Annotated in this window: 19 protein-coding genes and 1 pseudogene; 13 read left to right on the top strand and 7 right to left on the bottom strand. The window is 71.3% G+C overall.

Annotated features, from left to right (window positions below; translation table 11 throughout):
- The 5 genes and pseudogenes from GRC12_RS27030 to lon all read left to right on the top strand — a co-directional run.
- Positions 1–574 (top strand): annotated as a pseudogene (locus tag GRC12_RS27030) (ATPase); the annotation flags it as partial.
- A gap of 76 nt (positions 575–650) precedes the next feature.
- Positions 651–1025 (top strand): cupin domain-containing protein, encoded by a 375-nt coding sequence (locus tag GRC12_RS27035; RefSeq protein WP_133044603.1) that lies wholly within the window; start codon positions 651–653, stop codon positions 1023–1025.
- Positions 1022–1435 carry a hypothetical protein gene (locus GRC12_RS27040; RefSeq protein WP_208781984.1) on the top strand — a complete coding sequence of 138 codons (414 nt, stop codon included), beginning with the start codon at positions 1022–1024 and terminating at the stop codon, positions 1433–1435. The genes GRC12_RS27035 and GRC12_RS27040 overlap by 4 nt, the downstream gene beginning before the upstream one ends.
- A 141-nt stretch (positions 1436–1576) precedes the next feature.
- Positions 1577–2368, top strand: a complete 792-nt coding sequence (locus tag GRC12_RS27045; protein WP_208781985.1) for a rhomboid-like protein — start codon at positions 1577–1579, stop codon at positions 2366–2368.
- A 281-nt stretch (positions 2369–2649) separates the two neighbouring features.
- Positions 2650–5064 (top strand): endopeptidase La, encoded by a 2415-nt coding sequence (gene lon, locus GRC12_RS27050; protein ID WP_208781986.1) that lies wholly within the window; start codon positions 2650–2652, stop codon positions 5062–5064.
- A 67-nt stretch (positions 5065–5131) separates the two neighbouring features.
- Here the strand turns inward: lon and GRC12_RS27055 are convergent, their stop codons facing one another.
- Complete coding sequence (locus GRC12_RS27055; protein WP_208781987.1) at positions 5132–5965, bottom strand: lysozyme; 834 nt, start codon at positions 5963–5965, stop codon at positions 5132–5134.
- 244 nt (positions 5966–6209) lie between these two features.
- On the opposite strand from GRC12_RS27055, the gene GRC12_RS27060 reads away from it, so the two are divergent.
- A complete protein-coding gene (locus GRC12_RS27060; protein ID WP_208781988.1) occupies positions 6210–6701 on the top strand; it encodes a MarR family transcriptional regulator in 492 nt (163 codons plus the stop codon).
- A gap of 129 nt (positions 6702–6830) precedes the next feature.
- Positions 6831–7349 (top strand): COG4315 family predicted lipoprotein, encoded by a 519-nt coding sequence (locus GRC12_RS46480; RefSeq protein ID WP_208781989.1) that lies wholly within the window; start codon positions 6831–6833, stop codon positions 7347–7349.
- Here GRC12_RS46480 and GRC12_RS27070 read toward each other — a convergent pair.
- A complete protein-coding gene (locus tag GRC12_RS27070; RefSeq protein WP_208781990.1) occupies positions 7324–8139 on the bottom strand; it encodes a protein phosphatase 2C domain-containing protein in 816 nt (271 codons plus the stop codon). The two genes, GRC12_RS46480 and GRC12_RS27070, sit on opposite strands and share 26 nt — an antisense overlap.
- A gap of 380 nt (positions 8140–8519) precedes the next feature.
- Between GRC12_RS27070 and GRC12_RS27075 the strand changes: the two genes are divergently transcribed.
- Genes GRC12_RS27075 through GRC12_RS27095 form a run of 5 tightly spaced genes read left to right on the top strand, consistent with a single transcriptional unit; the run spans position 8520 to position 14142 of the window.
- A complete protein-coding gene (locus tag GRC12_RS27075) occupies positions 8520–11303 on the top strand; it encodes a sensor histidine kinase (protein WP_308286647.1) in 2784 nt (927 codons plus the stop codon).
- Positions 11300–11797, top strand: coding sequence for a roadblock/LC7 domain-containing protein (locus GRC12_RS27080; protein WP_208781992.1), 498 nt, complete (start codon positions 11300–11302; stop codon positions 11795–11797). Before GRC12_RS27075 ends, GRC12_RS27080 begins: the two co-directional genes overlap by 4 nt.
- Positions 11794–12213 carry a DUF742 domain-containing protein gene (locus GRC12_RS27085; protein ID WP_208781993.1) on the top strand — a complete coding sequence of 140 codons (420 nt, stop codon included), beginning with the start codon at positions 11794–11796 and terminating at the stop codon, positions 12211–12213. Before GRC12_RS27080 ends, GRC12_RS27085 begins: the two co-directional genes overlap by 4 nt.
- The gene (locus tag GRC12_RS27090; protein WP_208781994.1) at positions 12194–12829 is read left to right on the top strand and encodes a GTP-binding protein; all 636 of its coding nucleotides are present in this window, start codon (positions 12194–12196) and stop codon (positions 12827–12829) included. Before GRC12_RS27085 ends, GRC12_RS27090 begins: the two co-directional genes overlap by 20 nt.
- A gap of 59 nt (positions 12830–12888) precedes the next feature.
- Positions 12889–14142 carry a styrene monooxygenase/indole monooxygenase family protein gene (locus GRC12_RS27095; RefSeq protein WP_208781995.1) on the top strand — a complete coding sequence of 418 codons (1254 nt, stop codon included), beginning with the start codon at positions 12889–12891 and terminating at the stop codon, positions 14140–14142.
- Positions 14143–14169: 27 nt separating this feature from the next.
- Here the strand turns inward: GRC12_RS27095 and GRC12_RS27100 are convergent, their stop codons facing one another.
- The 4 genes from GRC12_RS27100 to GRC12_RS27115 form a co-directional block, all read right to left on the bottom strand.
- A complete protein-coding gene (locus GRC12_RS27100) occupies positions 14170–15228 on the bottom strand; it encodes a C40 family peptidase (protein WP_208781996.1) in 1059 nt (352 codons plus the stop codon).
- Positions 15229–15331: 103 nt separating this feature from the next.
- Positions 15332–15652 carry a hypothetical protein gene (locus tag GRC12_RS27105; RefSeq protein ID WP_207929816.1) on the bottom strand — a complete coding sequence of 107 codons (321 nt, stop codon included), beginning with the start codon at positions 15650–15652 and terminating at the stop codon, positions 15332–15334.
- Positions 15645–16292 (bottom strand): TetR/AcrR family transcriptional regulator, encoded by a 648-nt coding sequence (locus tag GRC12_RS27110; RefSeq protein WP_133044618.1) that lies wholly within the window; start codon positions 16290–16292, stop codon positions 15645–15647. The genes GRC12_RS27105 and GRC12_RS27110 overlap by 8 nt, the downstream gene beginning before the upstream one ends.
- Before the next feature lie 35 nt (positions 16293–16327).
- A complete protein-coding gene (locus tag GRC12_RS27115; RefSeq protein WP_208781997.1) occupies positions 16328–17266 on the bottom strand; it encodes an AurF N-oxygenase family protein in 939 nt (312 codons plus the stop codon).
- 87 nt (positions 17267–17353) lie between these two features.
- Between GRC12_RS27115 and GRC12_RS27120 the strand changes: the two genes are divergently transcribed.
- Complete coding sequence (locus tag GRC12_RS27120; protein ID WP_208781998.1) at positions 17354–18463, top strand: ferritin-like domain-containing protein; 1110 nt, start codon at positions 17354–17356, stop codon at positions 18461–18463.
- Between the two features lie 24 nt (positions 18464–18487).
- Here GRC12_RS27120 and GRC12_RS27125 read toward each other — a convergent pair whose 3' ends face one another.
- A complete protein-coding gene (locus GRC12_RS27125; RefSeq protein ID WP_208781999.1) occupies positions 18488–19006 on the bottom strand; it encodes a DUF3291 domain-containing protein in 519 nt (172 codons plus the stop codon).
- Between the last annotated feature and the right edge of the window lie 108 nt (positions 19007–19114).

The raw sequence follows: 19114 nt of genomic DNA on the forward strand, positions 1-19114 counted from the left end.
CGCCCCTCCCGTCACCCCCCTCTTCCACCGCGAAGGTCCCCTCTGGCATCTGCGTTACGCGGGTCGTGACGTGCGGCTCCCCGACAGCAAGGGGCTGCGTGACATCGCCGTCCTGCTCGCCCGCCCCGGCACTCCCGTCCCGGCCGTGGAGCTGGCGTCGCCCGGGGTGTCCGGGGCGCCCGGAGAGCGGGTGGACGGCCTCCACGCCGAGGGGGACACCGGCGAGGTCATCGACGCCACCGCACGGACCGCCTACCGGCGCAGGCTGCGGGAGCTGGAGGAGGAGGCGCGGGACGCCGACGCCGCCGGGGACGCCGACCGCTCCGCCCGGATCGCCGTCGAGCGGGACGCCCTGGTGGCGCAGCTCGCCGCCGCGTACGGCATCGGCGGCCGGGTCCGTCGTACCGGATCCCCCGCCGAACGCGCCCGCACCGCCGTCACCGCGCGCGTCCGGGCCGCCGTACGCCGGATCGGCGAAGTGCATCCCGAACTCGGGCGGCATCTGGAGACCGCCCTGCGCACCGGCACCCTCTGCGTCTACCGGCCCGAAGACCCGCCGGCCTGGGAGCTGTGAGGCTCCGCCGCACATCGTGCCGCGCGACCTCACGCCTTCTGTGTCGAAGCGACCACGACGAAGGAAGGCGGACACCATGCCACGCACATCCAAGGCGGAGGCGGAGCTCCAGATGGACGAGCCGGTCATGGAGGGCCGGTACGCCCAGGTCGGGCCCTACACCGTCGGCTACGAGACCGTGAAGCAGGACATGGACCCCGCCCCGCTGTTCCGGGGTCTGCCCGACGACCGCTGCCAGTGCCCGCACTGGGGCCAGGTCCTCACCGGAAAGCTGGTCTTCCGGTACGCCGACCACGACGAGGTCTTCCACGCCGGCGACGCCTACTACGGCGCCCCCGGGCACCTGCCCCTCGTCTTCGCCGGAACCGAGATCGTCGAGTTCAGCCCCACCGCCGAGCTGAACGCCACGATGGCGGTCGTCGCCGGCAACCTCGAGGGAGCGCGGTCATGAGCACACAGACCGACACCCGCGTCAAGGAACTCGCGGAGCTCTTCGTGCGGTTCCTGGAGACCAACACCGCCCCCGACGGGCTGTTCACCGACGACGTCCTGCTCGATCTGACGGTCCCGCTGTGGCGGCTGCAGTCCCGGGGCCGCGACGAACTCGTCGCCTTGCGCCGCCGCAGTCACCCCTTCCTCGGCACGGTGCCCCGGTACCGGGTCGACCCGACTCCCACCGGCCTCGTGCTGGAGTTCGAGGAGAGCTGGGAGGACGGGCAAGGTACCTGGTACTGCCGGGAGTTGATGCGCGCCGAGATCCGCGACGGGGCCATCGGCGAGGCGTCCGTGTACTGCACGGGCGACTGGGATCCGGCGACGCAGGAGGCGCACGCGAGGGAGGTCAGCCTGCTGCGTCCGTGAACGCCCGTGGACCGTACGGTGGCTGTGAGAAGTTCGCCAACACGCTGAGAAGGCGCTGAGAATCGGCCTGGATGTGGCGTCCGTCATGGACAGTTGCCCGTGGGGGCCCGAAAGGTGGGGGAAACGGAAGGAGCACCTCACGTGGAGCACACCAGGGCGGCCGGCGCGACGTCCTCGGCCGCGCCTCTTCCCGAGGTCTCCGACCTGCTGGACGGCCTGCCACGTCAGCGCTGCGCGGCCACCGCACCCGCGGTGCCGGCACCGGTACCGGTACCGGCACCGCCGTCCCGGCCCCGCACCCTCCGTGTCCGGCGGGTTCTCCCCACCCCCACCGGCACGCCGTTCACCTTCGGTTACGCGGTGCTGCTGGCCGTCACCTCGACGATCGCCACCTGTGCCTCACCCTCCCTGCGCCACGCCCTCTACCAGGCCTCCAGCACGGACGTGGCGCACCTGCTGCGCACGCCCGTGCAGGTGCTGATCGCGAGTGCGCTGTGGGTCGCGGGCGGGTTCACCTCGCCGTACGTGATCTGCTTCCTGCTGGTGCTGACCGCGCTGGAGCGGCGGCTGGGCGGGGCGCGCACGGCGGTCGTCTTCCTGCTGGGCCACATACTGGCTACCCTCGCCACCGAGGGCACCGTGGGCGTCGCCGTGCTGGCCGGACATCTGCCCGACAGCTCGCTGCACCGCCTGGACTACGGCATCAGCTTCGGCGTGGCCACCAGCGTGGGCGCCCTGGCGGGGCTGCTTCCGCCGTGGGTGCGCTGGCCGATGCTCACCGTCTTCGCCGGCATGCTCCTTGAGGACCTGAGCGCGTTCACGGACCCGATGACGGACTGGGGCCATCTGATCTCCCTGACGATAGGCATCACCACCTGGTCCCTGATCCGCCGCTGGCACCGCGAGCGGAGCGGGCAGCTCCAGCCCGCGTGACCAGCACACGAAGCCCTGTTGTCCCGCTCTGACCCAGCGTTCTCCCTCAGCCCTGATCCAGCGGTGTCCCCCCAACCCTGATCCAGCGTTGTCCCCCAGCCTGATCCAGCGTTGTTCCCCAGCCCTGATCCAGCGTTGTTCCCCGGCCCTGATCCAGCGTTGTCCCTCAGCCCTGATCCAGCCCTGATCGCCCACAGCGAACTAAGCGCGAACCCGGGAACATCCGCGGAGCGCCACGCATTGAGTCGGCATAGCTCAACTTGACTGCCGAAAGGGAGATCATGGCTTCGACGTCCACACCGCTCACCCTCCCAGTGCTGCCGCTCGACGACGAGGTCGTGCTGCCCGGAATGGTGGTTCCGCTGGACCTGAACGACGCCGACGTACGCGCAGCGGTGGAGGCCGCCCAGGCCGCCGCCCGCTCCGAGCCGGGCAAGCCCAGGGTGCTCCTGGTCCCGCGCGTCGACGGCACCTACCCCGGCACCGGCGTGCTCGGCACCGTCGAGCAGGTCGGCCGCCTCGCCGACGGTGACCCCGGCGCCCTGATCCGCGGTCGCGGCCGCGTCAAGATCGGCGCCGGCACCACGGGACCGGGCGCGGCGCTGTGGGTCGAGGGCACGCGCGTCGACGAGACCGTGCCCGAGCCGCTGCCCGGCCACGTCACCGAACTGGTCAAGGAGTACAAGGCCCTCGCCACCGCCTGGCTGCGCAAGCGCGGCGCCTGGCAGGTCGTGGACCGCGTCCAGGCCATCGACGACGTGTCCCAGCTCGCCGACAACTCCGGTTACTCCCCCTTCCTGACCACCGATCAGAAGATCGAGCTGCTGGAGACCGCCGACCCGGTCGCCCGCCTCAAGCTCGCCACCCAGCACCTGCGCGACCACCTGGCCGAGCAGGACGTCGCCGAGACCATCGCCAAGGACGTCCAGGAGGGCGTCGACAAGCAGCAGCGCGAGTTCCTGCTCCGCCGCCAGCTGGAAGCCGTCCGCAAGGAACTGCGCGAGCTGAACGGCGAGAAGGACGGCGAGGAGTCCGACGACTACCGCGCCCGCGTGGAGGCCGCCGACCTGCCGGAGAAGGTGCGGGAAGCCGCCCTGAAGGAGGTCGACAAGCTGGAGCGGTCCAGCGACCAGTCGCCCGAGGGCTCGTGGATCCGGACGTGGCTGGACACCGTCCTCGAACTCCCCTGGAACGAGCGGACCGAGGACGCGTACGACATCCAGGGCGCCAAGGCGGTCCTGGACGCCGAGCACTCGGGCCTGGAGGACGTGAAGGAGCGGATCACCGAGTACCTGGCGGTGCGCAAGCGCCGTAGCGACCGGGGCCTCGGTGTCATCGGCGGGCGCCGCGGCGGTGCCGTCCTCGCGCTCGTCGGCCCGCCCGGTGTCGGCAAGACCTCGCTCGGTGAGTCGGTCGCCCACGCCATGGGCCGCAAGTTCGTCCGCGTCGCCCTCGGCGGTGTGCGCGACGAGGCCGAGATCCGCGGTCACCGCCGTACGTACGTCGGCGCGCTGCCCGGCCGGATCGTCCGGGCGATCAAGGAGGCCGGTTCGATGAACCCGGTCGTCCTGCTCGACGAGATCGACAAGGTGGGCTCCGACTTCCGGGGCGACCCGGCGGCGGCCCTGCTCGAGGTCCTCGACCCGGCGCAGAACCACACCTTCCGCGACCACTACCTGGAGGTCGAACTCGACCTGAGCGACGTCGTGTTCCTCGCGACGGCGAACGTCCTGGAAGCCATCCCTGAGGCCCTGCTGGACCGTATGGAGCTGGTCCGCCTGGACGGCTACACCGAGGACGAGAAGGTCGTCATCGCCCGTGACCACCTGCTCCCGCGCCAGCTGGAGCGGGCCGGCATCGACGAGGGCGAGGTCACCCTGGAGGAGAGCGCGCTGCGCAAGCTCGCCGGCGAGTACACGCGTGAGGCGGGCGTGCGCAACCTGGAGCGCTCGATCGCCCGGCTGCTCCGCAAGGTGGCGGCGCAGCACGAACTGGGCGAGCGGGAGCTGCCGTTCACCATCAGGGACGAGGACCTGCGGGCCCTGATCGGCCGGCCGCACCACGTGCCCGAGTCCGCCCAGGACCCGGCCGAGCGCCGTACCGCGGTGCCCGGTGTGGCCACCGGCCTCGCGGTGACCGGCGCGGGCGGCGACGTGCTGTTCGTCGAGGCGTCCCTCGCGGACCCGGAGACGGGCGGCGCGGGCCTGACCCTCACCGGTCAGCTGGGTGACGTGATGAAGGAGAGCGCGCAGATCGCCCTGTCCTTCCTCCGCTCGCACGGCGCGGAGCTGGAGCTGCCGGTCGCGGACCTCAAGGACCGCGGCGTGCACATCCACTTCCCGGCGGGCGCGGTGCCCAAGGACGGTCCGAGCGCCGGTGTCACCATGACGACGGCCCTGGCGTCGCTGCTCTCCGGCCGTCTGGTCCGCACGGACGTGGCGATGACCGGTGAGGTCTCGCTGACCGGCCGGGTCCTGCCCATCGGCGGCGTGAAGCAGAAGCTGCTCGCCGCGCACCGCGCCGGGGTGACGACCGTCATCATCCCCAAGCGCAACGAACCCGACCTGGACGACGTGCCCGCGGAGGTGCTGGACAAGCTCGACGTCCACACCGTCACGGACGTCCGCCAGGTCCTGGAGCTGGCCCTCGCGCCCGCCACGAGCGACGCGGAGTCGGAGGTTCCGGCAGCGGCGTGACGGACGCTGCCGGACAGGCAGGGCCCGGGTCCCGTGAGGGAGGCCCGGGCCTTCGCCGTATGTCACGTCACCCGTTGGCCAAGGCCTGCACCCGGTCCAGCGCCCCGTTGAACCTGTCGTGGTCGCCGACGGTCGGGCCGGAGGAGGTGTACTGCCACATCGTGTAGTACGGCCATCCCGCGGGCAGCGTCCCCGGGTCCGACGCGTAGCGGGCGATCCACAGCGGATTGCTCGACCCGAACCCGGCGTAGTTGCCGGTGCAGTCGCTCCACCAGCTGGTGGCGGTGTAGATGACCGCGTCCCGGCCGGTGCGGGACCTGTACGTGTTCAGGAAGTCCGCGATCCAGCTCACCATCGCGCTCTGCGACTTGCCGTAGCACTCGGCGCCGTAGGGGTCCCACTCGATGTCCAGGGTCCCGGGAAGGGTCCTGCCGTCCGCGGACCAGCCGCCCCCGTGGTCGACGAAGTAGTTCGCCTGGGTCGCGCCGCCGGTGGTGTCGGGGGTGGCGAAGTGGTACGCGCCGCGGATCATGCCGACGCCGTACGAGCCGTTGTACTGCTGCGCGAAGTACGGGTTGGTGTAGTACGTGCCTTCCGTGGCCTTGGTGTAGGCCCATCTGACCCCGCTGCTCCACAGGGTCGACCACCCCACGTCGCCCTGGTGGCCGGAGACGTCCACGCCCTCGGTCTGAGCGACGGCGGTGGCGGCCGGAGCGCCGGCCCGGCCGTCGTGCGCCAGGACGCCCATGCCCATGCGGGCGGTGCCACGGGCGGGCTTCGTGGCCGCGTCGGCCGCGTCGGCCGGGCCGGCGAGGACGAGGGAGAGGGCGGTGAGCAGTAGTCCGGCGACGGCGAGGAAGAGGCGCCGGGGACGGACCGGTCCGGGTCTGTGCACGGGCATGGCGTGCCTCCGAAGGCTCGGTGATGCTCGGTGGGGGAGCGCTGAGGTGCCGGTGTGAAGGCCGCCGACGCTGGCGTGCGCATGCCAGTACGGCCCGGCAACGAAGCTACGCATGTAGAACCGGGGGTGTGAAGAGGGGCCGGAGGCTGCCGTTGGTCTAGCCCTGCGAAATACTGACGGAGCTGCGGTGACGGCGGGTTTTGGCGGAAACTTTCACGAACGGGAAACCGAGGCAGGGGCTGACGTGCACGAAGGTGTGAACGGGGACGAGATCCGGGGCTCGTCGGGGCTGACGTCGAGCGGTGCGGACCCGGAATACCTGTCCCTGGAGCGGGAGCTGACGATCCTGTTCCGGCGCGCCCGCGCCAACCAGGGCGAGATGGCCCGCGAGGTCCACCCCGACCTGGAGTCGGCGGCGTACGGCCTGCTCATCCGCCTGGACGAGTGTGGCCGCCAGCGCGCCACCGAACTCGCGGCGTACATCGGCGTCGGCAAGGCCACCATGTCCCGTCAGCTGCGCGCCCTGGAGGAGCTCGGGCTGGTCGCCCGCGAGCCCGACCCGGCCGACGGCCGCGCCTGGCTGGTCCACCTCACGGAGGAGGGGCACCGGCGGGTGACCAAGGTCCGCGAAGCCCGCCGCGCCCGGTACGTCAGCCAGCTCTCCCACTGGGACCGCGGCGAAGTGGCAGAACTGGCGCGGCTGCTGGCGCAGTTGAACCGCGGCATGGAGAAGTAGCCGGGGCGGACCGGGGCGCGGCCGGTGGTCAAGAGTGCGTCATGTGACACCGGCCGCTGAGAGGGCGGGAGCCGCCCCCCGTACCTAGGGAGTGACTCGAACGGCGACTCCCCCAGGAAGGCCAACCCCGTGATCCCGCACCGCATCGTCCTCGCTTCGGTCGCAGGTCTCGCATCCGCGTTCCTGCTGGCGGCGTGCGACTCCTCCACCGACGCCTCCGCCACGGCCCCGGTCTCCTCGGCCGCCCCGGCCACCTCGGCCGCCACCGCCACGCCGGCTCCCGCGACCACCGCGCCCGCCGCCGGGAACGCGGTCACGATCACCGTGCGCGGCGCGGACGGCGTGGTCACCGACGGCAACGGGATGACCCTCTACCGCTATGCCAAGGACGAGCCGAACCCGTCCAAGTGGACCTGCTCCGGCGCCTGCGTGAAGACCTGGCTGCCCGTCATCGTGCAGGACTCCGTACGCACCCAGGGCGTCCAGCAGAGCCTGCTGGGCACCGTCCACCGCGACGGCCAGAAGCAACTCACCCTGGCCGGCTGGCCCTTGTACCGCTACGTCGGCGACACCGCGGCCGGCCAGACCAACGGCCAGGGCAAGGACGGCCAGTGGCACACCCTCACCGCGTCCGGCGCGGCCGGCTAGCCCCCAACTCGGCGTGGACGACCGTCGCGTCGTCGTGCGTCTTGCTGCGCCCCAGGAAGCCGCGCAGCTCGCTGTCGGAGCGCTCAAGCTCCCGTACCCGGTCCACCAGCGCCTGTGCCCCCTCCTCGCGCACGAGGCGGAAGCAGTCTGTCCAGTCGCCCTGACGGAACTTCTCCACCCAGCGGGCCGCGCCGTCCGTCAGGGCGACCAGAGCCCGCACCTCCGCGCGCGGCCGGGCACCGGTCACCGCCCGTCGGGCCACCGACGGATCCGCCGCCGCCGTGAAGAAGCCGCCCTCCTTGTTGCGGAGCGTCGCGTCGATCACGGCGTCCGAGGCCAGAGCCGAGCGCGGCAGGCGGGAGAGACGGTCGTCCAGGACGGGCGTCACCGAGCCCTCCGACGACTCCAGCAGCAGGGCGGAGTCGGACAGCACGAGATGGTCGACCGTCTCCTCGGACCACCGCGCCACCACCACCGTTGCCTGTGGTGTTCGTGGGTGAGAAAGGTCACAAGTGGCGGAATGTGTGTCAGCTGTGCGTGCGATCGCACGCGAAAGGACCTCGGTGAGCGGAACATCCGGGAGGGAAACGGTCAGTTCGGTCAGCGCCCCGCCCAGCCTGGCCGTGTACCAGGGGACCGAATGCAGACACCCCGTCCCGCCGCGCGGCGGGGTGACCCCGTCGAGGACGACGAGGGCGCCACCCTGCCCGGAAGCCGGGAGAGCGACGGCCGCGAAGTCCTCGTTGGGGCGGTCGGAATCGCCCGGCTGCGAAACAAGTTCCGTACGCATTCGGCCAGTCTGCACGACGTCTTCACGCGATTCACCAAAGGCTTGCATTGGTTGCCGAATTGGCGCACTCGCGCAGGTCAGGCGCCTGATTTGGGGTGGAATTCGGTTTTCCGGGAAGGCGTGGCGGCACATAGTGCCAAAGGTCGCCGTGGACGTCCAACCGGCCCGCCCGGAAAGGCCGCTGCGACCGCCGGAGGAACTTGCCCGCCAACTCTCCTCCGATGTTCACTCCTTCGGGTGGCGGGCCCGATGATGTGCGGCCCCTGCCCACCGGCACTGGGAGGGTCGGGAACCGTTCCAGGTGTACGCACAGTCCGCCGCAGTTGACGGAGCGTCACCCGGACCCCATGAACAGGCACGAGTCAGGAATGCGAGCACCGGTGCAGAAGACGCGGCCCCGTCGCACAGGCAAGCAGACGGCCTCCGGAGCGGGTGCGGAGCCCGCGCCCGCCACTGTCACCGGCAAGGGCCGTCCCACGCACGTACGCAACCGGCTCATCGTGGCCGTGGCCGTGGTGGCCGCAGCCGTAGCCGGAGCCGGGGCGCCCTCGGTCCTCGCCGCCTCCGGCGACCTGAAGGACTCCCAGGACCTGGTGACGCTCTCCGGGCAGACCGAGAAGGCGCTCGCCCTCGCGCACTCGCTCGCCGACGAGCGCGACGAGGTCACCTCCTACGTCGCGGCCGGGCGGCCCAAGTCCAAGGCGCCCTCCGAGCAGCAGAGCTCACGGGTGGACCGGCAGGTCGAGGAACTGCGCACCGACCCGGACGCCCCGGCCTCCCTGCGCGGCGACCTGGACGGCATCGCCGGTCTGCGCCGGGCGGCCCTGACCGGCCAGAACAGCGCCCTGCAGACGCACGAGGCCTACTCGGCCGTCATCAGCGACCTGCACCGGCTCGCCGAGCGGCTGGCCGAGCAGACCCCGCCCCGGGCCGGCTCCGGCGCCCACTCCCTCGCCGAGCTCGACTCCGCCGTACAGCAGTCGGCCGCGGCGCGCGGGCTGCTGGTGGCCGCGCTGAACGTGCCGACGACGACCCGGACGGTCATCAGCCCCGTCACCGGCCTGCCGGTCACCCAGACCGCCTCCACGGGCGCCGACACCAAGACGCGCGACGCCCTGACCGCAGCCGCCCAGCAGGCCCGGCTGCGCGCCGACGCGGCGCTCGCCGACTTCCACGAGACCGCGCCGAAGGCCGCCCTGACCTCGTACGACACCACGGTCACCGGTTCCGAGGTCAACTCCGCCGAGAAGTACCTGGCGAGCCTCACCGACCAGCCGACGCTCTCCTCCTCCGACCTGGACACCAGCGCGACCAAGGTGGACGCGGCGCTGTCCGCCCGCGTCGACATGATGCGCGGCGTCGAGTCCGCGCTCTACGACCGCCGCACCAAGGACCTCGCCCGGCTGCGCGACGACGACGTCACCGCGCTGGAGATCCGCGTCGCCGTGTTCGGCGTCCTGATGCTGGTCGCCGTCGGTGTCGCCACGGCCATGGCCCGCTCGCTCACCCGCCCCCTGTCGGTCCTGCGCCGCGGCTCGGCCCGGCTGGCCGAGGCCGAGAACCCCGCCGCCGAGGAACCGGTCACCTTCACCGGCCGCAACGACGAGTTCGCCCAGGTCGTCCGCTCCGTCAACGCCCTGCACGCGCACGCCGCCGCGCTGCACGAGCGGATCCACACACTGGAGACCGACCGCAAGCACCTGGTCGGGCAGCGGCAGAAGATGGCCGACGCCCGCGCCGAACTCCGTGCCGAACTCGATGACTCCACCGCCCAGCTGGAGCGGCTGCGGGAGAGCATCGGCGGCACGTTCGTGAACCTGGCGCTGCGTACGCTCGGTCTGGTGGAGCGTCAGCTCACCGTGATCGAGAGCCTGGAGGAGCGGGAGCAGGACCCCGACCGCCTCTCCACCCTCTTCAAGCTCGACCACTTCGCCACGGTCATGCGCCGGCACAGCGAGAACCTGCTGGTCCTCGCCGGCACCGAACACGTCCAGCAGACCGCGGGTCCCGTCCCGCTGGTGGACGTGGTGCGCGCGGCGGTCAGCGAGATCGAGCGCTACGAACGCGTCCGCATCGCGGCGCTGCCCCCGCACGCCCACGTGGCGGGCTTCGCCGCCGACGACCTCTCGCACCTGCTGGCCGAACTGATGGAGAACGCCACGTCGTTCTCCCCGCCGGACCTCCCCGTCGAGGTCTCCGGCTGGCTCCTGGAGAACGGCGAGGTCATGCTCTCCGTCCAGGACGAGGGCATCGGCATGACCCCGGACCGCATGACCCGCCTGAACGCGCGCCTCGCCGAGTTCGACCCCGAGGCGCCGTACGACCAGGAGGGCGACGAGGGTCTCGGCCTCGGCCTGTACGTCGTGGCCCGCCTCGCCCACCGGCACGGCGTCCGGGTCCAGCTCCGCGACCAGAAGCAGGGCGGAGTGGCGGCGGTGGTGGTGCTGCCGAAGCCGCTGCTGTCCCCGGCGCCGAGCACCGCCGTCCCCTCCTCCACGACCTCCCCGGTCACCCACAGCTTCTCCCTCCCGGGCGCCGATGCGGAGGCCAACTCCAACGTCCTCCACGGCCGTTCGGCGGACCCCCTGGTGGCCCTCGCCGAGCAGGCGGTGCAGGGTAAGGACGCCGAGCAGGAGCCGGAAACGGCACAGGAGCGGCGGCAGGACCTGGAGGAGCCGGCGCAGCACCCCGCCGAGACCACGATGGAGCTTCTGCTCCCACTCCGCCCGGCGGAACCGGACCCGACCCACACGGGACCAGCGCCGCAGGCGGACGCGTCCGGCCCCCAACCCGCGGCCGCCGACGGCGAGTTCGCCGCACAGGGGCCACCCGCACCCGACCACGAAAGCCGCACGGGGGGTGCGGGTGGGAACGAGTCCGCCGAAGGCGAGGCCGAGGCGACCCACGAGCACGAGCACGACCACACCCCCGACGTACTGACGTCAAAGGGCCTCCCCAAGCGCACTCCGAAGATCACCGCACCCACCGCCCCGCCCCGCCCGCGCACCAGCTCCGTCGACGCCGAAGCCCTCCGCAGAAGGCTCGGCGGCTTCCGCCGCGGCGCGCAGGCCGGCTACCGGGACGTGGCCGCGGAGATCGCCGAGGAGACAGGCCAGACCAGGACACCAGCCACGGGGGGCACCGTCGAGGAGGCAAGCAGTTGACCGCGCCCAGTACCTTCGGCCTGAGCACTGAAGCCCGCAATCTGCACTGGCTGCTCACGAACCTCGTCGAGGAGGTGCCCGGCATCCAGTCAGTCGCGGTGGTCTCCTCCGACGGCCTGCTGCTGCTGTCCTCCGACCCGGGCCGCAACCAGGAGGCCAGGACGCAGACCAGGCGCACCGGCCCCCGCGGCTCCTCCGCCGACCTCGCGACCGTCGTCTCCGGCATCGGCAGCCTCACCGTCGGCGCCGCCAGGCTGATGGACTCCGGCCCCGTGAAGCACACGATGGTCGCGATGGACGAGGGCAGCCTGTTCGTGATGTCGATCAGCGACGGCAGCCTGCTCGGTGTGCACGGCTCCGCCGACTGCGACATGAGCGTGGTGGCGTACCACATGGCCCTCTTCGTCGGTCGCGCCGGCCATGTGCTGACCCCCGAGCTCCGCAGCGAGCTGCGAAAATCCCTGGAGCAGGAGTCCGCCGGGGGCACCCGATGACCATCGAGAAGCAGCAGAGGCAGACGCTCCCCGTGCGCGGCGGCGACCGCAAGCCCGCCCGAGTCCGCCCGTACTCGCTCACCGGCGGCCGCACCCGCTTCGGCCACGTCCTGCTCGTGGAGACGTTCGTCGCGGCGCTGGAGGCCCCGGAGGAGCGGAAGGAACTGACGAACGGTGCGCTCAGCAGCCGGGTCATGCCCGAGATGCGGGCCATCGTCGAACTGTGCCGCCGTATGCGCACGGTGGCCGAGATCGCCGCGCTGCTGAGGATGCCGCTCGGCGTGGTCCGCGTGCTGCTCAGCGACCTAGCGGACCAGGGAAAGATCCGCGTGTACGGAACAGGTACCGGTCACGGCACGGGCCGTCCGGACCGCGCTCTGCTGGAAAGGGTGCTGAGTGGACTCCGTCGTCTCTGACGCCGTCGGCGTCGCCTCCCACGTCGACCCCGACGAGAACCTGCAGTCCTGGCAGACGGACCGCACCCGCGCCCCCATCGCCACGAAGATAGTCGTGGCGGGAGGCTTCGGTGTGGGCAAGACCACGCTGGTCACCGCCGTCTCGGAGATCACGCCCCTGCAGACCGAGGCGCTGATGACCGAGGCGAGCGAGGACACCGACGACCTCACCGCCACGCCCGGCAAGCTGACCACCACCGTGGCCATGGACTTCGGCCGCATCACCCTCGACGACGACCTGGTGCTCTACCTGTTCGGCACGCCGGGCCAGCAGCGGTTCTGGTTCATGTGGGACGACCTGGTGCGCGGCGCGATCGGCGCGGTCGTCCTCGCGGACACCCGGCGGCTGAAGGACTGCTTCCCCGCCCTGGACTACTTCGAGAGCTGCGGGATGCCGTACGTCGTGGCGGTCAACCACTTCGACGGCAGCGAGCGCTTCGAACCGGAGGACGTGCGGGAGGCGTTGACGATCCCCGCGCACATACCTGTCATGATCATGGATGCGCGGCGGAGGATCTCGGCGATCGAGACCCTGCTGGCCCTCGTCGCCCACGCGCTGGACGAAACCCCCGAGTAGTCCCCCGAGTAGTCCCCCCGCGCAGTCCAGTAGTCCACGAGTAGGAGAACAGCCCCGGTATGCGGAAGATACTCGTCGTAGGAGCCGGCCAGTCCGGTCTCCAGCTCGCCCTCGGCCTTCAGTCGCACGGGTACGAGGTCACCCTGATGTCCAACCGGACCGCGGACGAGATCCGCTCCGGCCGGGTCATGTCGACGCAGTGCATGTTCCACACGGCACTGCAGCACGAGCGCGATCTCCAGCTGAACTTCTGGGAGTCCCAGGCCCCGAAGATCGAAGGACTCGGCGTCTCGGTCGCGGCCCCGGGCTCCTGGGCCGAGGGCCCGGCGGCACGCGCGATCGACTGGGTGGGCAGGCTCGACGGGTACGCGCAGTCGGTCGACCAGCGGGTGAAGATGGCCGGCTGGATGGAGACGTTCGCCCAGCGCGGCGGGCAGCTGGTCATCCACGGCGCGGCGGTGTCCGACCTCGACTACTTCTCCCGTACGTACGACCTGGTGCTGGTCTCGGCGGGCAAGGGCGAGCTGGTGTCCATGTTCGGCCGGGACGCGTCCCGTTCGCCGTACAGCGAGCCGCAGCGCGCCCTCGCCGTCTCCTACGTCCACGGCCTGGGCCCGCGGCCCGAGCACCCCGACTACTACGCCGTCCGCTGCAACCTGGTGCCCGGGGTCGGCGAGCTGTTCGTCATGCCGACGCTGACGACCTCCGGCCCGGCCGACATCCTGTTCTGGGAGGGCATACCCGGCGGCCCGCTCGACGTCTTCAACGGCGTCAAGGACCCGGCGGAGCACCTCTCCCTGACCCTGGAACTCATGGAGCGGTACACGCCCTGGGAGTACGCGCGGGCCACCAAGGTCGAACTCACCGACGCCGGGGGCACCTTGGCCGGCCGCTACGCCCCGACCGTCCGCAACCCGATCGGCCGGCTCCCCGGCGGCGGCCTGGTCCTCGGGGTGGCGGACGTCGTCGTCGCCAACGACCCCATCACCGGCCAGGGCTCCAACTCCGCCGCCAAGTGCGCCGCTTCGTACCTCGCCTCGATCCTGGAGCACGGCGAGAAGGAGTTCGACGAGTCCTGGATGCAGGCGACCTTCGACCGCTACTGGGAGACGGCTCAGCACGTCACCAAGTGGACCAACGCCATGCTCGCCCCGCCGCCGGAGCACATCCTCAACCTCATCGGAGCCGCGGGCCAACTCCCGCCGGTGGCCGACCGCTTCGCCAACGGCTTCGACAACCCGGCGGACTTCGAGAACTTCTTCTACGAACCCCAGAAGGCCGAGGCCTACCTGGCCTCGGTCGCGGGCGCCTGACCCGCGACCGCCGTCCGGGCGCCCGGTCTACCCCGCCTCCTTGGCGGAGGGCCGGGCGGCGTTCGGGCGGACGGCTCCCAGGATCGGGTAGGACGCGATGGGGGAGACCTTGATCTGTTCGCCGGTTCTCGGGGCCTGGATCACCATGCCCTTCCCCACGTACAACGCCACGTGCGTGGCCCGCGGGAAGTAGAGGACCAGGTCGCCGGGGCGGAGCCTGTTCAGGGGGATCCTCGGGAGCCGGGCCCACTGTTCCTGGCTCGTGCGGGGGATGGGCGTTCCCGCGTGTCGCCACGCCTGTGACGTGAGGCCCGAGCAGTCGTACGACGCCGGGCCCTGCGCGCCCCACCGGTACGGCTTCCCCAGCTGCCGCACGGCGTACCGCACGGCCCGGTCGGCTCCGCCCGAGGGCTTGCCGTCGTCGCCGGGCGCGCCGGAGGCCAGGAACCGCTGCTGCGCCTGGTCGACGCCGTCCTTCTCCAACCGGGCGACCGCGGCGAGCTGTTCGGGGGTCAGCGAGACCAGCAGCTCCTCCACGTCCCTCAGCCGCTTGCGCACCTCGTCCCGGTCCTTCTTCTGCCGCTCGGCGAGGGTGAGTTGGTCGTCCAGGGCCCTGCGCGCCCGGCGGGCCAGTTCGTCGGCCCGCTGCTCGGTGCCGGCCAGCCGCCCCAGCGTCAGCGCCCGCTCCCGTGCCAGCTGCCCGATGACATGCCCCTCGTCGAGCGCCTGCTGGGGATCACGGGCCAGCAGCAGCCGGACGTACGACGAGATCTCCGTGCTGTTCTGGTACTGCTGCCGTGCCAGCCGCCCGGCCGCGCTCCTGCTGTCGTCCAGGGAGATCCGGGTGCGGGCCAGCTCCTTGTCCAGCCGCTCGACCTCGGCCCGCTGCCTGTTCAGCTTCTCCTCGGTCGCGTCATAGGTCTCCGTGGCCTGCTCGGCCTCCCGGTACCGCTGCTGAAGCTCCGTCAGCAGCTCGGAGACGGGCCGCCCACCCGGCTCGGGCACGGCCGCGGCGGGCAGCGGCGCGAGGACGGTGCCGACCGCCACCGCCGCCGTACACACCAGACGCAGAAGCCTTCCTGACACGTCATCACCTCCGGTGCGGGCCAGCCCCTCTGCCCCGCACCGCGAGCCTCGGACGCCCGCGCGCGTCGCGCGCGCCGAGTGTGCGCGGTTCGGCGCAACCCCGTCACCCGTCGGTGTTCTCCGGCTTGCCGCCCGGCGTGGCGTCCGGCTTGGACCACGGCCACTTCAGCCGGCCGGTGTCCCTGCTCTCCGGGTCGTACGCGTACTTCCACCCCTGCTGGATCCCGAGCCGTCTGCTGTGTCCGCGCGGGACGCGCCGGTAGACCAGCACGGTGTCGGGACCGCCGGCCGGGTCCGGCACCGGGATGCGGTAGATCTTCGGCGGCTGCCCGGTCGCCCCCACCAGCACCGGAAGCACCCGGCCGTCCATGGGGCCACCCTCGAAGGGGGTCGGTTCGCTCTTCACGGCACCAGTGTCAGACATCCTCCGCGAGCGCCCGCACCAGCGCCGCGGTCTGGGTGTCCCGGGTGGCCGTCACCGACAGCACGGCCACGAACTGTTCCACCAGCCAGTCCCGCAGTTCCTCGACCGGGGGCTGCTTGCCCTCGTCGAGCCAGATCAGCGAGGCGGCCTCCACCGCCGTGATCCACATCCGCACGGTCATCCGCAGCCGCAGCCCGGGCTCGGTGACACCGAGGTGACTGAGGATGTGCTCGGCGGCGGCCCGCCGCACCCCGTCCACGATGGCCGTGGTCCGGGACGTCTCCACGACGCTGCCGCCCTGGAGCAGCGCGCTGAAGCCGGCGTCGTGCTCGTCGACGAAGGCCAGATAGCGGTCCAGGGCCCGGGAGAGCCGAGGCAGGAGAGGTCCCTCCCGCGGCTCGTCGAAGCACTGCCGCAGCTCGTCCGCGGCCGACCGCAGCGCGGCCTCGTACAGCTGCTGCTTGCCGCCGGGGAAGTACCGGTAGACCAGGGGGCGCGAGACCCCGGCCGCCTCGGCCACGTCGTCGAGGGAGACGTCCTCGGGGGCGCGGTGCGCGAAGAGACCGAGGGCGGCGTCGAGAAGCTGGCTTCGTCGCTCCTCGACACTGAGCCGTCGGTAGGCGGGGGCGGCGGGAGTCATGCAGTGCAGCGTAATCGCAGGCCGCGCATGGCGCCTCAAGCCAGCAGGCCCGAGCTCTTCCACAGCCGCCGGCCGACCCCGCGCAGCACCCCGATGTCGTCCAGGAAGTCGGTCAGCCGCTTCGCGCCCGTCTGCATCACCTCCCGCCGGTGCCCGCTCGCCCGCACCTGCGCCAGGGCCTCCCGCTTGTCCAGCCCCACATTCGTGTAGACCTCGGGATTGACGAAGGCCACCGAGAACACCCGGGCGAACTCCCCGGACGTCACCCGGGTGAACTCCTGCGACCACCGGGGCGCGGTCACCATCTGCCGCCGCAGCTCCTCACGCGCGTACCGCACATGCCGCGCCTCCTCCACGACATGGATCCGCGTGACCCCCCGGATCAGCGGCTGCACCCGCTCGTCGGGGAACGTCAGCCGCTGCATCCAGTCCAGGACCTCCTCCCCGAGCAGCGTTGCCGTGAAGGACCCGGGAGTCGTGGAGATCGTCTTGAACAGCCGCCCCAGACGCTGGTGCGCCCGGGCCACCGGATACCAGGGCGTGCCGCCCTGCGCGATCAGCCGCGCGAACATCTTCGAGTGCCGGCACTCGTCCTCGATCTCGGTGAGCGCGTACCGCACATGCGCGCTCGTCGCCGCCTTGTCGTAGATGTGCCGCACCAGCAGCTGCATCAGGATGATCTCGAACCAGATCCCCAGTGAGGCCAGCGCGGCGGCCTCGTGCTGCGACAGCAGGACCCGCTGCTCCTCGCCCATCCGCTTCCACAGCGGCGTGTCGTACAGCGAGACCAGCTCCGGCGGCCAGAACCACTTGCCCTCCTCGAAGGGCGCGTCCCAGTCGAGTTCCTTGTCCGGGTCGAAGGAGTGCTTCGCGGAGGAGGCGAGGAGCCGCTCGGCGACCTGCTCGCGGTCCTTGAGCAGCCCGAGGGCGTCGCGCAGGCCGTCGAGTGCGTCTGCTTCCGTGAGAGTCGTCATGGCACTTATGAGACTGCCTGTCAGCAAGCCCGTCAATCCCCTGCACGGGACTTGTTGACTCGGCGTCTACATGTGAGCCTGCGGGGTATGCCGACCCATGAGCTGTACACCAACGACCCCGGTGACTATCTCTGGCAGGTCCCCGCGTCCGGCGCGGCCCGCTTCAGCTGGGAGTACGAAGACGGCCGCGAACGACTGCTCGCCCTCTACCAGAAGGGCAAGGACAAGCAGTGGGACGGGCAGCGGCGCATCGACTGGGATCTGGAGGTCGATCCGTACGACGTGCTGGGCACCCCGGACGAGTCCATCTCGCTGTACGGGACGCCGCACTGGGCGAAGATGAGCGAGAAGGAGCGCGGGGAACTGCGACAGCACTACGCGTCCTGGCAGTTCAGCCAGTTCCTCCACGGCGAGCAGGGCGCGATGATCTGCGCGGCGCGGATCGTGGAGTCGGTGCCGGACCTGGACGCCAAGTTCTACTCGGCGACGCAGACCATGGACGAGGCGCGGCACGCGGAGATCTACGGCCGGTTCCTGCACGAGAAGGTCGGGATGGTCTACCCGATCAACGACAACCTCCAGTCCCTGCTGGGCGACACGCTCCGCGACAGCCGCTGGGACATGCCGTACCTGGGCATGCAGGTGCTCATCGAGGGCCTGGCGCTGGCCGCCTTCGGCATGATCCGCGACACCACGACCAAGCCCCTGCCCAAGCAGATCCTCGCCTACGTCATGCAGGACGAGGCCCGGCACGTGGCCTTCGGCCGGATGGCCCTGCGCGACTACTACAAGCAGCTCACCGACGCCGAGCTGCGCGAGCGCGAGGAGTTCGTCATCGAGGGCTGCTACCTGATGCGCGACCGGCTGCGCGGGGTCGAGGTCCTGGAGAACTTCGGCATCCCGACGGCCGAGGCGGAGGAGTACAGCGAGAAGTCCGAGTTCCTGGCGCTCTTCCGCCAGTTGCTCTTCTCCCGGATCGTCCCGTGCGTCAAGGACATCGGCCTGTGGGGCAAGCGCCTCCAGCAGGCCTATGTCGACATGGGCGTCTTCGAGATGGGCGACTCCAACCTGGACCTGCTGATGGCCCAGGACGAGGAGATCGCGGAGAAGCTGGACGCGGAGCGCTTCGCGACGGAGGAGCGGGAGCGGGTCGCGGAGGTGGAGGCGGCGATCGAGACGGGCGCGGCCGAGACCTGACGGACGGGACTTTCGCAGCAGGCCCTAGACCGAGCAGCCCAGGTCCTCGGGGATCTCGCCGGTCAGCGGACGCGGGTCGCCCAGGGCCGGCGGGAACGCCCTGCGCAGTGTGAAGGCGTACGACGTCGGGCCGTTGGCGCGCAGGTGCAGCAGGCGTTCCTCCGCCTCGGCCACCGTGGGGCGATGACCCGCCGGGACCCACCACAGGACCGCCATCGCCTCCGCCACCCGCTCGAACCAGTCCCTCCTGCGGGCCAGCATCTCCCGGTGGCGCCCCTGGTACATGAACGTCGTGAGGGCGTTCGTGTCCCGCCACACCGACATGTTGATGATCAGCCACTCGTCGCCGAACACGGCCACGTCCGTCGCGTCACCGGACTCGTCCTGCAGCCGCCAGACAAAGCCCTCGGCGGCGTCCGCGTCGGCGTTCACGGGATCGAGGGCGTCGACGAAGTCCTTCAACTGCGGTGAGTCCAGCGGTGCCTTGAGCCGGGCGATGTTGACCTGGGCGAGTTGGTACGCGGCTTCCGGTGTCGTCGTCATGGACCGAACGTTAGGTAGGTGGCCTCGCCCTCCGGTACCCCCGTCTCAACCACCGGACCCCGGCCCGGAGTTCAGCACCGCCTCCATCACCGCCCGGGCGATCGGCGC

Source organism: Streptomyces griseorubiginosus, assembly GCF_017614965.1.
Classification (GTDB): domain Bacteria; phylum Actinomycetota; class Actinomycetes; order Streptomycetales; family Streptomycetaceae; genus Streptomyces; species Streptomyces griseorubiginosus_B.